This is a genomic window from Streptomyces sp. NPDC001970 (assembly GCF_053594115.1).
In genome coordinates, this window is sequence record NZ_JBSFDW010000005.1 from 59,827 (window position 1) to 75,694 (window position 15,868).

Below are 15,868 nucleotides of genomic sequence, written 5' to 3' on the forward strand. Positions count from 1 at the left end.
GGACAAAGAATGCGGCAGTGCCTCGCAAGGGCCCGCCCTGCAAGGCGTCCGCGGCATCGACCGTCGTCGGGTGCCCGGACGCGTGAGGGCACGGAACCGTGCGAAAGCCGGGTCGCCGGTCATCGTCGTGCGCAGAGGAACACCCGGACCCCAGCTGCGGGACCCGCAACTGGGGATGGGGCACTTCGCAGGCTCGCCCGACGACGCCGCCCGATGACACCGTGATGGCGCCGGCCTATATGAGCTCGGGAAGGAGGTCGGCGACCTGGGCGGCGAACTCGTCCGGTGTGACGATCTCGAGGTTGAGCTGCTCGGCCTTGGTGCGCTTGGACCCGGCGCCCTCGCCCGCGACGACGAGGCTGGTTCTCTTGGAGACGCTGGAGGACGACTTGCCTCCGGCGCGTTCGATGAGCTCGTTCATCTGGTTGCGGGTGAGGTCCGCGAGTGGGCCGGTCATGGCGCCGGTGACCACCACGGTCATGCCGACCAGCGGTCCCGCAGGAGCGTCCGGCTCGTCGGGATCCGCGCCGGGAGCGGCAGGGGCGGGGGTGGCGACGCCGGGTTCGGTCATGTTCACCCCGGCGGCGATGAGCCTGTCGACGACCGGTGCGAGTTCGGCGAGCTCCGCGACGATCACCGGGGCCTTCTCGACACCGATGCCCTCCACCTGCTGCATCGCCTCGGCGTCCGCCTGCCGGATCGCCTCCATGGTCGCGAAGTGGCGGGCGATACGACGGGACATCGAGCGGCCGGTGCCACGGACGCCGAGCGCGCACAGCACTCGGTTGAGCGGGCGGCCCTTGGCCTGCTCGATCGCGGCCAGCAGGTTGTCGGTACTGGTCGCGCCCATGCGGTCCAAGCCGAGCAGTTGGTCGCGGGTGAGCGTGAACAGGCCGGCGATGTCGGCGACCAGGCCGGCGTCGACGAGTTGCACCACCCGGGTGGTGCCCAGGCCTTCGATGTCGAGCTGGTCCCGGCCTGCCGCGTAGGAGAGGGAGGCGACGAGGTGGCAGTTGCGGCCGCGTTCGCAGCGCCACCGCTGCTCGCTGGTGTCGATCCCGGAACCGCACTGCGGGCACACCTCCGGGAAGGCGATGGGCTGTTCGGCGCCGGTGCGCAGATGGGCGACGGGGGCTTCGATGCGCGGGATGATGTCGCCCGCCTTGTAGACCATGACCTGGTCGCCGATGCGCAGGTCGCGGCGGGTGATGTCGGCCGGGTTGTGGAGGGTGGCGTACGTGACGGTGGAGCCGTCGATCTCGACCGGTTCCAGGACCGCGCGCGGTGCGATGATCCCGGTGCGGCCCACCGCCCATTCCACGTCCAGGAGCCGGGTGATCTTCTCGACAGCGGGCAGCTTGTACGCGATCGCCCACCGGGGCGCACGGGACCCGGATCCGGCGGCCTGCTGGTCTTCCGCCAGGTCCGCTTTGATGACGATCCCGTCGATCCCGAACGCCAGCTCGGCGCGGAGGGCGGCGATCTCCTCGACGCGGGCAAGGACCTCGTCGGTCGTGGTCACCGTGCGGCCCGGCACCGCGGTGTCGGCCGCTGTGTGCACGCCCAGTGCGGCGGCGTACTCGATCAGCTCACCATGCGGGAGCCGTTCCAGGCGCTCCGCAAGCGGTGCGTCGGTTGCGGGCAGCGCCAGCAGTCCGTAGGCGAAGAACGTCATCTCCACCGTGTACGCCCGGTCCTTCGCTCGCAGGGTGCCGGCCGCGGCGTTGCGCGGGTTCGCGAACGGCTCTCCCCCGTGCTGGACGCGGGTGGTGTTCGCGGTCTCGAACTGGTCGGTGGTCATCAGCACCTCACCGCGCAGCTCCAGGCTGACCGGCTCGGTGAGCCGACCGGGCAGGCCGACGACGGTACCGGTGGCGTGCGAGACGTCCTCACCGGCGGTCCCGTCTCCTCGGGTGATCAACCGGGTCAGGCGACCGTTCTCGTAGCGGGCGGCGATCGCCAGGCCGTCGAGCTTGGGCTCCACGCTCCACTGGGCGACGGGCCTCCCGATCCGCCGCTCGAGCGAGGCGGCCCAGGCGGTGAACTGCTCGGCGGAGAAGACGTTGTCCAGTGACAGCATCGCCGTGGTGTGCGGGACGTCCCCGCCGACGGCGCCGCCGGCGACCTTCCCTGTCGGCGAGTCCGGCAGCACCTGGTCGGGGTGCTCCGCCTCCCAGTGCCCGATCGCGCGTACCAGCTGGTCGTACGCGGCGTCGTCGAGGTCGCTGTCGCCGCCCGTGTAGTACGCGGCCGCTGCCTTCTGTGCGTCCTCGACCGCCTGCGTGTACGCGGCAGCATCGGCAAGGACCGGAGTCGTTGTCATGGGTGTCATCGTGCCGGGTCGCACTGACAATCGAGTTCGGCCGGCCCGCGAGGGGGATCACCGTCTGGTCGCCGATCCCTCACTTGCACGCGAGCGATCGGAGCTTGGTCCCCGGGCGTCGGCGGTGAGGTCACGGCCGAAGTCGTGTCGTGTCGTGTCGTGTCGCCTCGCAGTCCTCCCCCCTTCCCATCAGACCGGTCGAGCCCCTGTGCCAGTGCCCTGCGGGATGATGACCGCCGTGAACACCGAGACACTCATAGAGGTCTGGCAGCGGCTTCTCACCGACCCTCACAAGTCGTGGGTGCTGTTCGAGCACGGCACCTGTGTCGTGCTGACCGCTCCGGACGGAGAGCTTGCCGAGCAGGGTCGATCACCCCGAAGTCCGCTGCCGGTGATCCGACACGGACAGGGCCGAACTCCTCGAGGATCCCTTTCTGCGGGGGATTCATCGACCGCAGCGACCCCGACGCGGTGGTCGTCCACCCCGGCTACCTCGATGGCGTGTGGACGAAGAAGTCATGGACGGACCAGGGGATCCGCGACAAGGTCGGGGCCACACACCTTCCGCTGCCCACACTGCTCAACGCCTTCCTCGACGCGGGCCTGGCGCTCGAACGGATCGGCGAACAAGGTGCCCCCACCCCGGTCGTCATGACGGTCACGGCACGCAAGGCCGGATGACGCGCTCAGCCGTGCGATCCGTCGGCCTGAGGTGATCCTTCCGGTCAACGGCGCTTTTTGATCGCAGCCGCCCCTCAGGTGCCGGAACGGGAGCCGGTGCTGGGGCGTGCGCATGTTCGGACGGGCTCCTCCACCGCTGGGGAGGTGATCGGGAGCGAGACCCGGAACCGGGTGTCGCCGGGGCTGGATGCCACGCGGATGTCGCCGCCGTGTTTGTTCACCACGATCCGGTAGGAGATGTCCAGCCCCAGACCGGTCCCCTCGCCCACAGGTTTGGTGGAGAAGAAGGGCTCGAAGATGCGCGGTCGGACCTCCGGGTCGATGCCCGTGCCGGTGTCCCTGACCTCCACGAACACATGGACGTCGTCGTGCCAGGTGGCGAGTGTCAGGGTGCCGCTGCCGTCCATCGCGGCCAGCGCGTTGTCGATGAGGTTGGTCCACACCTGGTTGAGCTCCGCACCGTAGGCGGGGACGCGCGGAACGTCGCGGTCGTACTCCTTCACCACACGCACGTCCTCGGGGAACTTGGCCTGAAGCATCACGAGGGTGGCGTCGAGGAGTTCGTGGACGTCGACGGGCTGCTGGGCGGAGCGGTCGAGCTGGGAGTACTGGCGGGCTGCATCGACGAGTCCGGAGATGCGCTGGACCGCGTCCTCGATCTCGCCCATCAGCAGTTCGGTGTCCACGGTGTAGGTCAGCCAGCCGACCGCGGCCCGGCGGTTGTCCTCCGACAGGTTGTCGGTGGCCTCGGCCAGCCATTCGGCGTCGATGCCGCCGGAGACCAGAACGGGAGCGACGTCCCAGGCGTTGTCGATCCCTGCGCTCTCGAGCCAGTCGCCGAGTTCGTCCTCGGCGTCGGCCGCCTCGATCGCCGACAGCGAAGGCGCGCTGATGGCCCGGCGCACCGCGGCGTCCTGCATTTCGACCAGCTGGTGCAGGCGCGTGCCGTCCACCCGGCCGTCGGCGATGAGCGCCAGTTTGCGTCGCATTTTCGACACTCGGTCGCGCAGGGTTTCCGTGGCGCGCACGGCAGCCGCCGCCGGATTGTTCAGCTCGTGGGTCAGGCCTGCGGTCAGTGAGCCGAGGGCGACGAGCCGCTCGCGCTCACCGACGATGATGTCGCTGGCGCGTGTCCCGAGAAACATTCCCTCGAGCAGGTGCAGGGCCATCGGGAACCAGGTCCTCACTGCGGTGGCGAACTCGGCAGCGGGCAGAACGAAGAGCTCCGTTTCGGTGATCGCGCGCATGGTGTGGGAGTAGGCCTGGTCCACGCGGTCGCCGAGGTAGGCCTGTACGGCACCTCCGTAGGCGCCTCTCTGGTCGGTACGGCCGAGCTCGATCTCGTCACCGTGCACCAGCCGGCTGAGCGCGACGGCACCATGGAGCAGTACGAAGAAGCACGTCGCGTTCTCCCCCTGTGCATAGACGGCCTCCGACGCCTCGCGCACCTCGACGCGTCCGCGCTCGGCCAGCCAGGACAGCTGCTCGGCGTCGAGCGCCTCGAAGAGGAAAAGAGTGCCCAGCTCGTCCGGGGTCAGCGTGGTGCGAGGGGTCGGGGCGGTCATTGCGCCTCCAGGTAGCGGTGCACGAGCGTCACTGCCATGGCTCCCTCGCCCACCGCCGAGGCGACCCGCTTGACCGACTCGGCACGTACGTCCCCGGCGGCGAAGACGCCGGGCACGCTGGTCTCGAGGTGGTACGGGGCGCGCACGAGCGGCCACCGGGGCGAGCGGCCCCCTGCCGCAGGCAGGTCGGGACCGGTCAGGACGAACCCGCGTTCGTCGCAGGCCACCAGGCCGCCCAGCCACTCGGTCTGCGGTTCGGCGCCGATGAACACGAACAGCCAGGAAGCGTCGACGGTCGTGGTGCTGCCGGTGCGGTTGTCGCGCAGGGTGAGCCGCTCCAGATGGCCCTCGCCGGTGCCGGCGTCCACCTCGGTACAGGGGTGGACTTCGATGGTGGGCGAGGCCTCGATCTGCTGGATCAGGTAGTGGGACATCGAGCGGGTGAGGTCGGGACCACGCACCAGCAGGTGGACGCGCTTCGCGTAGCGCGAGAAGTACACGGCTGCCTGCCCTGCCGAGTTGGCGCCACCGACGATGTACACATCGTCGCCACGGCAGTTGGCCGCTTCGAAGGCTGCGGAGCCGTAGAAGACGCCGGCGCTCGTGTAGGCGTCGAGGTTCACTCCCGCGAGGCGCCGGTAGGAGACCCCGGTGGCGAGGACGACGGTGTGCGCGCCGATCGACGTGCCGCCGGCGAACCGCAGCACGCGTCCTGCTCCCGCGGCCTCCAGCGCCACCACCTCGGTCGCGCTGAGGATCTCGGCGCCGAAGCGGGCCGCCTGCCGCCGTGCGCGGTCTGCCAGCTGCGCTCCGGACACCCCGTCCGGGAAGCCCAGGTAGTTCTCGATGCGGCTGCTCTGTCCCGCCTGGCCCCCGGTTGCGCTGCGCTCGACCAGTACCGTGCGCAGCCCTTCGGAGGCCGCGTAGACGGCTGCGCCCAGACCGGCCGGGCCCGCTCCGATGACGACGACGTCGTAGAAGTCGGCGGCGGGGCTCGTGCTCAGACCGACGTGCTCGGCGAGTTCCGCCTCCGTGGGGGCGTGGAGCACCTTTCCGTCGGAGGTGACGACCAGCGGGACGTCCGCGGTGGTGAGGCCCGCAGCCTGTAGCAGCTGGACACCTTCGGGCTCGTCGGCGGCGATCCACCGGTAGGGGACGAGGTTGCGCGCGAGGAACTCGCGTACGCCGAAAGAGGGCGCGGACCAGCGGTGGCCGACGACCCGGGTCTCGGGAGCCTCCAGGTCGGGGGTCGCGTCCCAGAGATCCAGCAAGGTGTCGAGGACGGGATAGAGATTTTCCTCCGGTGGGCTCCACGGCTTCATGAGGTAATGGTCGAGGTCCACGACATTGATCGCGTCGATGGCCGCCCCGGTGTCCGCGTATGCGGTCAGCAGCACCCGCCGCGCCTGCGGAAAAAGATCCATGGCGGCTTCCAGGAACTGGACGCCGTTCATGGTGGGCATGCGATAGTCGGCGATCATCACGGCCACCGCTTCGCCTCGCAGTTTGACCTCGCGCAGGGCTTCCAGGGCCTCGTCGCCCGAGGACGCACGCAACACGCGGAACCGGTCACCGTACCGGCGCCGCAGGTCACGGGCGATGGCCCGGGAGACCCCTTGATCGTCGTCGACGGACAGGATCGTCGCTCTTGCCATCACTTCATCATGCGCCCGCGGCGGCCTTCATGCCTACCAGCCGCCCAACCACCGAGGGCCGTGCCTGCCTGCGCCGTCTTCGGAGCGGCGCAGTCGGCACGCGCGCCCGGTATTGGCGGTACCAGGCGACGCGGCTGTCGGGCAGGTCCCGTCCGCCCCTGCCCGCGCGGCCGCAGCCGGGCCGAGAGCATTCCACACTGGTTGAGGGTTCACCTATGCGTGACTGTGGAGGGGACAGTGTCCCCGGACCTCACTTCCCGCTTGGGGAAGATCGTCCGGCTGAAGCACCACGGACCCCTTCGCGGCGAGGCGACCGCCCGACACCGACTCACAACACACGGCCCGTGGACGGGCGCAACGCCGGCCGGGCGCACAACGTCCGCACTTTCACTCGTTGTAGGGAACAAAGTGGCCTTCCACGGCGGTCGCCCGACGCAGGGATGTGCCATCCGCCGTACAACACCCGTACTCTGCAGTCACAACACCGAGCATCTCAAGATGCCCGCCCTCGCGTTTCAGGAGCACACCATGACAACGGCAGCCATCGCAGCGGACAGCATCGAGGCAACAACTGCCCTGCTGGAGGCGGAACTTCCCCAGCTGGAAGAGCAGCAACAGGCGCTGGAGGAAGAACTTGCCGCGGTCTCGGAACGGTTGGAGTCGGTCCGCAGTGCCCTGACGGCACTGAGCGCCCTGTCCGCCACCGCCATCCCGAAGCCCCGCACTGCCGAGTCCGACGCCCACGCCGGAGCGGAGGCAGGGGCGACCCCGGTCGAGCCGGCCGCCGAAACGGAACCCGCACCGGAGCCGGTCGCGGTCGAAGGCACGACGGAACCCGCACCGGAGCCGGTCGCGGTCGAAGGCACGACGGAACCCGCACCGGAGCCGGTCGCGGTCGAAGGCACGCCGGTGGTCGACGACGCAGCGGCTCCGCAGAAGGCAGCAGCCCCCCGCAGGACCCGCAAGACCAGCGCCGACACGAAGAAGAACGCCTCGTCCAAGGCGGGCGACACGTCGGCCACCGCAGGCCGCCAGGCGAAGGAGTCCACCACCGCCAAGGCGACGAAGGCCAAGCAGACACGGGGCACCGCTCCCGCTGCAGCCCTTCAGGACGCCGGCGGTCTCACCGAGCAGGTGATCGCCGTCCTGGCCCGCCACGCCGACACCCCGCTGCGCGCCCGGGACGTGGCACAGTCCATCGGCCGCGACGACACCACGGGCAGCATCAACGCGGTCCGCAGCACCCTCGACCGCCTCGTCGCCACCTCCCGTGCCCACCGTGCCGGCCGCGGGCTCTACCAGTTCCCCGCCGCCTGAGCATTGCGACCGACCTGGCCTCACCACCAACAGCTCCGGGCGCTTGGGCGGCGGGACCGCCACCTCCACGGCCGTCCTTGTCGCGCGGGTGATGCGGCGGTGCCGCGGCTCGGCGGGCGCGCACCGGCAGTGGTCACTGGATCGGGTAGGTACCGGTTTGGACGGGCGGCAGGCTCAAGTGCGCCAGGTCGGGGGGCGCCGGAGTCGTCAACGGCCACAGCGGTGCCGCCTCCCCGTCGGCGGCCGCTGCCGGGGCGTCGGTCAGCCTCATGCGCTCGCGCAGACGTCCGTAGAAGTCGGTGGGCCCGAGCCGTACCGCTCGTAGCGGGCGCGGCGAGGCGTACACGCCGATCCACTCTCCGGGGCGGAGCACGCCGCGCAGCTGGCCGTCGATGCTGACCGCCGCATGACCTGAGCGTTCGAGGAGGCGTAGGGCGATGGGTTCGTCGGGGGCCGCGATGACGGAACGGTTGAAGGCCATGTGGGGAGCGACGGGGGTGAAGACCAGTGCCGCGGCGCGCGGCGAGATGACCGGTCCGCCGGCGGCGAAGCTGTAGGCGGTCGAGCCGGTCGGGGTGGCGACCATGACCGCGTCGGCGGAGTACGAGGCCAGCAGCCGGCCCGCGAGGTAGACGCCCACCGACACCTGGTGATCGCGCGCCAGCTTCTCCAGGACGACGTCGTTGAGCGCGGTCGCATTCAAGGCGATGCCCCAGCCGCCGCCCTTCTCGCACTCTGCGCGCACACGCGGTGGCGGCAGGAGCGGGCCCCGGCCGTAGCGCATCAGCGCTTCCATGCCTTCGGGCAGTTCCAGCGCGCACGAGGCGCGCATGGTGAGCAGCATGCGGCTCTCCGTGTTGCAGCGTTCCTCGTGGACGGCGTCCAGGGCCAGTCGTACGTCCTGGGCGGGTACCTCGGTCAGGAAGCCGACGCGTCCGAGATCGACACCGAGCACAAGGGCATCGTGCTCAGCGGCCAGGCGGGCGCCGCGCAGGAATGTGCCGTCTCCCCCCAGGGTCACGATGAGGTCGGGGTCGCCTGCGGCATCGAGATCCTCCTGGGCGCTGTGCCGCTGTTCGCCGTCGTGCCACACGTCGATGTCCGTGCAGCGGACGCCGTGGCTGTCACACCACGAACGAACGACCCGAGCCGCGTCGACAGCCTCAGGGCGCCCTTCGTGGACGACGAGTCCGACTCGTGCCACTGCCATGTTCAGCCTCCTCGTGTGGGCGACGCGATGTCCTTGAGGATCGTGTGTCGTCGCAATGCCTTGGGTCAGGGTTCGGCTTCGGTGTGGTGTGTGTGGTGCGGTGTGCGGCTGTCGGGATGGTCGTGGCCAGTGTGCATCCGTGCGTGCCGTCATCACCGGTGACACGGCGAGGGTGGACCGGACCTGGAGCGTTCGCTCGCCGGGTGGCGTCTCTGCGGCATGGATCTTCAGGGAGCCGCACAGGCCGGAGACCCGGTCCCACGGGGACCAACTGATCGTTTCACCCGGACCCGGACGGCTGCCGGTGCCTGACCGGGCCGCGCCGGCCGGCATCGTCTACATTCTGCGCCCGGGAGAGGCCTGGCGCGACGCGCCGAGCCAGGTCACGGGTTGCACGGGCGCGACCGTCCGGCGCCCGGCTGCGCGACTGGTCCGAGGCCGACGTCCGGCCCCGCCCGGACAAGGTGCACGGCCGGGGTGCTTCACCCGGATCACCGGCCTGAGCTGCACATGTTGTGATCATCCGTGCTGGTGCCGTTCGACCGAGGCCGACGATCACGGCTGGTCGCGAGGAGGGACGACAAGGGGTGGGCCATGAAGACCGCACGACCGCACTCGCCGACATCGCGGCGGACCTGCCGCCGCCGCACCTCCGAGTCGTCAACGACGACTGGGGACCGGATCCGGTTCAGCTGACCGTTCGGCTTGACGCCGAGGGACGGCTGGCCGAAGCAACCGCCGACGCTCGTGTCACGCCGCACCGAAGAACTGGCTGCACAAGGGCCGACCCAAAGGACGGTTCGCGTTCCTCGGGTCGTCATCGGTGACCGTCTCGACCAGTTCGGGAAGGCCGTCAACAGCGCCATCCAAAAGACGGGGTACGTCGTCAACCGGCACGCCCTCTCACTGATCACCGGCAAGTCCGACTCGGTCGCCTTCCTGCTGACGGAGCCGCAGGAGCGGTTCTTCGGGGACCCCGACTTCAATGTGCTCCTGCGCTCCTGCACCCAGGCGCTGGCCGACCAGGACATTCCGCTGCTGCTGATCGCGGGCACCGAGGACGAACGCCGCCGCGATCTGCGGTACATCGAGGCCGGGCACGTGGACGGCGTTCTGCTGGTCTCCAGCCACTCGGGTGATCCCGTGGCCGGCGAGCTGGTCGCCGCGGGCATCCCCGTGGTCGCCTGCGGCAAGCCCATCAGGCAGCAGGCGAAGGTCAGTCATGCGGCGGCGGACGACCGGGACGGGGCGCGGGGGATGGTGCGTTTCCTGCACGCCTCCGGCCGCCGACGGATCGCCACGGTGACCGGCCCTCCGACACCCCGGGAGGCGTCGAGCGGCTGGCCGGCTACCGCGAGACGCTCGCCGAGTGCGGGCTGCCCGTCGACGAGTCGCTGATCGCCACCGGCGACTACAGCAGGGCCGGCGGGGAGAAGGCTGCCGAACTGCTGCTGCGAAGCGCCCCGGACATCGACGCGGTCTTCGTGGCCTCGGACCTGATGGCGCAGGGAGTGCTCGACGTACTGAACCGGTCCGGTCGGACCGTGCCCGAGGACGTGGCGGTGGGCGGCTTCGACGACTCGCACGCCGCGCCGGCGGCCAGGCCCCGGCTCACCACGATCCGGCAGCCGTGGGACCGGATCGGCAGGGAGATGGTCCGGATGCTGCTCCCCCCGGATCCGGGGGGAGGACACGGCCGGCGTCATCCTTCCCACGGAACTGGTCCGCCAGGAATCGGCTTGACCGGCCGTGGCGGAACCATACGGCTTCGGCCGGTGGGCGGGGCGCTCGTACGCGTCCCGCCCACCGGCGTTCCGACCCGGTCTCGGGGCGGTGCTGCCGTTCGTACCGCGTGGAGGCCGCGGTCATCCCGGACGAGCAGAGAGTCACCGCCCGACAGAATGGACATATCCGATAAAAGCCGTCACACCGAGAGAACGATATGGGTCGATTCCACCGAATTCCCCGCACCTGTGGCGGCAATCACAGATTGCACACCTTGCCGCCACCCCCTGCCTTCCCGATCCTGAAAACCCAGGCGGAACCACCCATTCCATATGAACCGCCGTGCACGGGACCACGCACTGAAAAATCATGTGAAAGGGCGGCACCATGCGGCTTTCCGTACTCCCCAAGCGAGCGGCATCCAAGGCGGTCCGCCGCCTCGCCGGCTCGGCCGCCACCGCCGCCGTCCTGCTCGCCACCGGCGCCGCCATCGCGCCGACCCCGGCCGCCGCGGCACCCGCGAGCGCCGAGCGCGTCGATGTCTGGATCAAGCACGCGCTGCTCGTCATGGAGGCCAACGGAATTCCCGGAACGCACGAGGGAATCCGCCGGAATCTCATGCGCGAATCCAGTGGCGATCTCTACGCAATCAACCTGTGGGATTCCAATGCAAAGGCTGGAATACCCTCCAAAGGACTCATGCAGGTCATTGACCCCACATTTCGGGCATACCACGTAAACGGGACATCGTGGGACATCTACGATCCCATCGCCAACATCACCGCGGCCTGCAACTACGCAGCCCAGCGCTACGGCAGCATCGACAACGTCAACGGACCCTACTGACGGGCGCCCCGATCCCTGCGTTCCCGCGGCTCGCGGCAGCGAGCGCTCCAGGAGGGTCGCATGCGTGAGGACGGCACCGTAGGCACGAGCCTGCGGTGCCGTTCCTGCGCTCTGGGTGGAAACCGGGGCTCGCTTCGTCAGGTGTGCGCCGCTGCCCGTCCGACCGTTGCGCTCGCCCCGTATTCGCCGAGTTCCGCGCACGCCGCAGCAGGGTGCCCGGTCAGGGGGTGAACCTGATGTGTGCGGCGATCGGCAAGTGGTCGCTGCCCGTCGCCGGCAGGGACCAGACCTCGGTGACGGTCGCGGAACGGGCCATGATCTGGTCGATCCGGGCCAGGGGGAAGCCGGCGGGCCAGCTGAAGGCGAAGCCGGAGTCCGCCGCCCGCAGCTGCGAGCTGACCGGGGCCAGCCCGCGATCGTCCACGGTGCTGTTGAGGTCTCCGAGCAGAATCAGCTTGTCCAACGGCTCGGCTTCCACGGCCCTGCCGAGGAGCGCGGCGCTCTCGTCCCTCCATGCGGAAGCGAACCCGCTTCTCAGGCCGATGCGCACCGAGGGCAGGTGCGCCACATGGACCGCGACGTCGCCGTGCGGTGTTCTGGCGGTGGCCCTCAGGCCGCGGTTCCAGCTCTCCGTGATGCCCTGCGGTTTGATGTCCAGCGGGCGCACGTCGGTGAGTGGGTACTTCGACCAGAGCCCGACCGTGCCCGTGGTCGCACGGTGCGGATACTCCGGCGCCAAGGCTGCCGCATAGGCGGGCAGAGCGGAGGGCGTCACCTCCTCGAGGGCGATGAGGTCGGCTCGTGCCTTGATCAGCTCCCTGGCCGTGCCGGCCGGGTCCGGATTCTCGTCGCTGACATTGTGCTGAAGCGCGATGACATCGTGGGCCGAGCGGTCCCCGGGAAGCAGAAGGCCGCCGAAGACACCGAGCCAAACGACGACGGGCAGCACCATCGCCGTCAGCGCGACGGCTGAACGACGCAGCAGGGCCAAGGTCGTCAGGACCGGGACGGTCAGGCCGAGCCACGGCAGGAAGGTCTCCAGAAGGCTTCCCGCCCGGCCCATGGCATTGGGCACCACGGCGTGAAAGGCCAGCAGGAAGGCGACAGTTGGGGCGAGCAGCGCGAGAGCACGTCCCCGCCGCCAGGACGGCAGCCGGCGCTCGTCCTCGCCGCGCACCGCCCCGCTGCCGGTGCCGCTGCCGCCGCCGGTGCTGCTGCTGCTGCTGCTGCTGCTGCTGCTGCTGCTGCCCGCGTGCAGGTGCCGCCTGATCGCCTCTCGGAAACCCGAAGGGGAACTGCTTTGTGCCGCTCTCATCGTCCTCCCCTGCTCGCCTGGGTCCGCCGTCACCGCGCCGCATCGTCACCGCGGGGCACGACGTCGCACCGTACGACGACGCAGGACGCACGCCTGCGGTTGCGAGCCGCACCGGCAGCCACGCGCGTCATGGTGGTGTGACGAGCGGGAAAATCAGCTGCGCCGGGGCGCCCGGTCGGCCGACACTGATCAGGCCCGTGGGACGAGCCTCCGTCCCAGGCCGCTACGCCCCTTCGCCTCTCACCGCTCCCGCTTCCCTTCCCTTCCCCGGTTCGCGGTTCCCGCTCGGGTTCCCGGTTCCCTCTCGTTTCTCTTGGAGTTCTCTCTTGCAGGCAGCCGTCGCCGTCACGCCCGCCCAGATTCCCGAGCTGCTGCTCGGCCTCGCGACGGTGCGGCCCGTCTTCCTCTGGGGAGCACCCGGTATCGGCAAGTCGTCCCTCGTGCGGGACTTCGCCGAGTCCCTGGGACTCGAGTGCGTCAGCCTGCTGGGCACCCAGCTCGCGCCCGAGGATCTCATCGGCGTCCCGCAGATCCGCGACGGCCGGTCCGTGTTCTGCCCGCCCGAGGCGATCGCCAGGGACACGCCGTACTGTCTGTTCCTCGACGAACTCAACGCGGCGACCCCCGATGTGCAGAAGGCCTTCTACTCGCTCATCCTCGATCGCCGTATCGGCGCCTACGAGCTGCCCGCCGGGTCGATCGTGATCGGTGCCGGGAACCGGGCCACCGACAACGCCCTTGCCCGCCCGATCGCTTCCGCGCTCGTCAACCGGCTCACGCATGTGCATCTGCGGGCGAGCGCCACCGACTGGCTGCAGTGGGCGGCGGGTCACGGCATCCACCCCTGGGTGGTGGACTACCTCACCGACCGCCCCGACCATCTCTGGTCGCAGCCGCCCAAGACCGAGGAGCCGTTCTCCACCCCGCGTTCCTGGCACATGCTCTCCGATGCGCTGCACTCCTTCGGACCGGGCGTCGGCGAGGAGACCCTCAAGGTCCTCGCGTACGGCACGCTCACGCCCGCGCACGCGGTCGCCTTCTGCGGGTACGCGAAGATCGTGCGCAACGCGTACGGCATCGAGGCGATCATCAAGGGTGACGCCTCCTGGCCCCGCCGGATCGAGGACCGCGATCTCCTCTACTACCTCGCGGATGCTTCCGGGGCCGTCTCACCAAAGAACTGCCGGCGAGCAAGGAGCACGCGTCCGGCTCGGTTCGCCAGACGGCCTACCGTGCGAAGTCGCTCCTCGTGCAGCTGGCCGAGATCTCGGTCGAAGTCGCCCAGACCGTCATCGCCGACGACGAGGACGGTCAGCCGGTCCTGCCCGCGTGGTTCCTCGTCGAGGCGGCGCGTGACATGCCCCGGCTGGTGGAGGCTCGCCGATGAGCCGCCGCAAGGCCGAGGGGGCGGAGCGACCGGACCCGGCGGCCGAAGCGTTCGCCGCCGGAGTCGCCCTGGTCCGGCACAACCCGGCGCTCGCGGCCGTCGAGGCCGAGATCTGCCGCGACGTGAAGTGCGAGGAAGCACCGGCCGACGGTCTGGCCAGGGTGACCTCCAACGGCACGATCCATGCGCACCCCACCCGCCTCGCCGAGCCCGCCGCCTGGGCATGGGCGCTGGCCCACTGTCTGATCCACCTCGGCTTCGGCCATGTCCCGGCCGCGAAGGGGCCGCGCGTCCAGCCCGACCGATTCGACGTCGCGGCGCGCTGCACGGTCGTCAACCGGTTCCTGCTCACTTTCCCGGTCGGCCGGGCGCCCGACCACCTTCCGGCGTCCTACCCGGGCGGCGACGAGCAGCAGCTCGGGGCGCGCTGGCGCCGTGACGGCATCCCGCCCGCGTACCGGGCCTGTGGCACGGCGGGCGGCGAACCCGATCAGCAGCTCAGCTCCTGGGGCGGCTGGAGCACGCCCGAGGACTGGCAGCTCGCCTTCGCCCGCGCCCTGACCGCCACCATGTCGGCGGCGATGGATGTCGCGGGCGGCCACCGCGACAGCCTCACCGGCGCGCGGATCCGCAAGCAGCCCTGGGACCGGGCGCTGAGCTGGTTCGTCTCCTCGTACCCGCTGCTCGGCGGGATCGCCGCCGGTATGCGCATCGTCGCCGACGCTGAGCTGGCGCGCGCCCACGGAATCGCTGTCGCCGCCGTCGACGCCGCCGCGGGCGAGATCTACGTGAACCCTCTCAAGCACTTCACGCTCCCGGAATGGCGCTTCATCCTGGGCCACGAGATGCTGCACGCGGCGCTGCGCCACGGTGACCGCCGCGGCGCTCGCGACCCCTTTCTCTTCAACGTCGCCGCCGACTACGTCGTCAACGGCTGGCTGCAGGAGATGGACGTCGGTGAGATGCCCGAAGGGCTGCTGCACGACGCCGGGCTCAAGGACCTGTCGGTGGAGGAGGTCTACGACCGCATCGCCACCGATCTGCGACGCCACCGCCGGCCGGCCACGCTCCGGGGCAAGGGTGCGGGCGACATTCTGGGCGAGCCGCTGCGCGCGCCCGCCGCGCCGGTGGACCTGGACGAGTTCTACCGCCGCGCGCTGCTGAACGGCCATGAGCTGCACACCGGACACGAGCGAGGCCTGCTCCCCGCCGGGCTGGTCGAGGAGATCCGGGCTCTCGCCCACCCGCCCGTGCCGTGGGATGCCCGGCTGGCACGCTGGTTCGACGAGTTCGTGCCCCGCCCGGAGCCGGTGCGCAGCTATTCCCGGCCCGCCCGGCGTCAGGCGTCGACCCCGGACATCCCGCGCGCCGGACGGTACTTCCCGCCGGAGGAGATCGCCCGCTGCACCTTCGGCGTCGTCCTGGACACCTCCGGTTCGATGGACCGACGGCTGCTGGGCAAGGCGCTCGGAGCGATCGCCTCGTACGCGGACGCCCGCGATGTGCCCGCGGCCCGGGTCGTGTTCTGCGACGCCGCACCGCACGATGCGGGCTATCTGCCGCCCGCCGAGATCGCAGGCCGGGTACGCGTACGCGGCCGGGGCGGCACCGTGCTGCAACCCGGCATCGACTTGTTGCACCGCGCGGAGGACTTTCCGCGCGGCGCGCCGATTCTGGTCATCACCGACGGCTACTGCGACACCTTGCGGGTCCGCCGCGACCACGCGTATCTCGTTCCGCAAGGCGCCGCTCTCCCGTTCACGCCGCGCGGTCCGGTGTTCCGGCTGCGGTGAGCGCGCCGGGGTGCCGCGGTGGCGCGGCGCCCGGGTGCGCCGTTGACACGC

General features: G+C 70.4%; 9 protein-coding genes and 2 pseudogenes. 6 read left to right on the top strand and 5 right to left on the bottom strand.

Features of this window, described 5'->3' with window-relative positions; genetic code table 11:
• Window positions 1–235: 235 nt before the first annotated feature.
• On the bottom strand, window positions 236–2,332 hold the full coding sequence (ligA, locus tag ACWCP0_RS08460; RefSeq protein WP_451078096.1) for an NAD-dependent DNA ligase LigA: 2,097 nt from the start codon (window positions 2,330–2,332) through the stop codon (window positions 236–238).
• A 462-nt stretch (window positions 2,333–2,794) separates the two neighbouring features.
• Between ligA and ACWCP0_RS08465 the strand changes: the two genes are divergently transcribed.
• Window positions 2,795–3,004 carry a hypothetical protein gene (locus ACWCP0_RS08465; protein WP_451078097.1) on the top strand — a complete coding sequence of 70 codons (210 nt, stop codon included), beginning with the start codon at window positions 2,795–2,797 and terminating at the stop codon, window positions 3,002–3,004.
• Window positions 3,005–3,078: 74 nt separating this feature from the next.
• Here the strand turns inward: ACWCP0_RS08465 and ACWCP0_RS08470 are convergent, their stop codons facing one another.
• On the bottom strand, window positions 3,079–4,569 hold the full coding sequence (locus ACWCP0_RS08470) for an ATP-binding protein (protein ID WP_451078098.1): 1,491 nt from the start codon (window positions 4,567–4,569) through the stop codon (window positions 3,079–3,081).
• A complete protein-coding gene (locus ACWCP0_RS08475; RefSeq protein ID WP_451078099.1) occupies window positions 4,566–6,224 on the bottom strand; it encodes an FAD-dependent oxidoreductase in 1,659 nt (552 codons plus the stop codon). The genes ACWCP0_RS08470 and ACWCP0_RS08475 overlap by 4 nt, the downstream gene beginning before the upstream one ends.
• A 528-nt stretch (window positions 6,225–6,752) precedes the next feature.
• Here ACWCP0_RS08475 and ACWCP0_RS08480 point away from each other — a divergent pair.
• Window positions 6,753–7,541, top strand: coding sequence for a hypothetical protein (locus tag ACWCP0_RS08480; RefSeq protein WP_451078100.1), 789 nt, complete (start codon window positions 6,753–6,755; stop codon window positions 7,539–7,541).
• 133 nt (window positions 7,542–7,674) lie between these two features.
• Here the strand turns inward: ACWCP0_RS08480 and ACWCP0_RS08485 are convergent, their stop codons facing one another.
• Window positions 7,675–8,751 (bottom strand): NAD(+)/NADH kinase, encoded by a 1,077-nt coding sequence (locus ACWCP0_RS08485; protein ID WP_451078101.1) that lies wholly within the window; start codon window positions 8,749–8,751, stop codon window positions 7,675–7,677.
• 849 nt (window positions 8,752–9,600) lie between these two features.
• Between ACWCP0_RS08485 and ACWCP0_RS08490 the strand changes: the two are divergent.
• Together ACWCP0_RS08490 and ACWCP0_RS08495 are read left to right on the top strand one after the other, a co-directional pair.
• A pseudogene (locus ACWCP0_RS08490) lies at window positions 9,601–10,494 on the top strand (LacI family DNA-binding transcriptional regulator); the annotation flags it as partial.
• A 369-nt stretch (window positions 10,495–10,863) separates the two neighbouring features.
• Window positions 10,864–11,322, top strand: a complete 459-nt coding sequence (locus ACWCP0_RS08495; protein WP_451078102.1) for a transglycosylase SLT domain-containing protein — start codon at window positions 10,864–10,866, stop codon at window positions 11,320–11,322.
• Window positions 11,323–11,542: 220 nt separating this feature from the next.
• Here the strand turns inward: ACWCP0_RS08495 and ACWCP0_RS08500 are convergent, their stop codons facing one another.
• Window positions 11,543–12,637, bottom strand: coding sequence for an endonuclease/exonuclease/phosphatase family protein (locus ACWCP0_RS08500; protein ID WP_451078103.1), 1,095 nt, complete (start codon window positions 12,635–12,637; stop codon window positions 11,543–11,545).
• Between the two features lie 326 nt (window positions 12,638–12,963).
• Between ACWCP0_RS08500 and ACWCP0_RS08505 the strand changes: the two are divergent.
• Together ACWCP0_RS08505 and ACWCP0_RS08510 are read left to right on the top strand one after the other, a co-directional pair.
• A pseudogene (locus ACWCP0_RS08505) lies at window positions 12,964–14,024 on the top strand (ATP-binding protein).
• The gene (locus tag ACWCP0_RS08510) at window positions 14,021–15,817 is read left to right on the top strand and encodes a vWA domain-containing protein (protein WP_451078104.1); all 1,797 of its coding nucleotides are present in this window, start codon (window positions 14,021–14,023) and stop codon (window positions 15,815–15,817) included. The pseudogene ACWCP0_RS08505 and the gene ACWCP0_RS08510 overlap by 4 nt, the downstream one beginning before the upstream one ends.
• Window positions 15,818–15,868 lie beyond the last annotated feature (51 nt).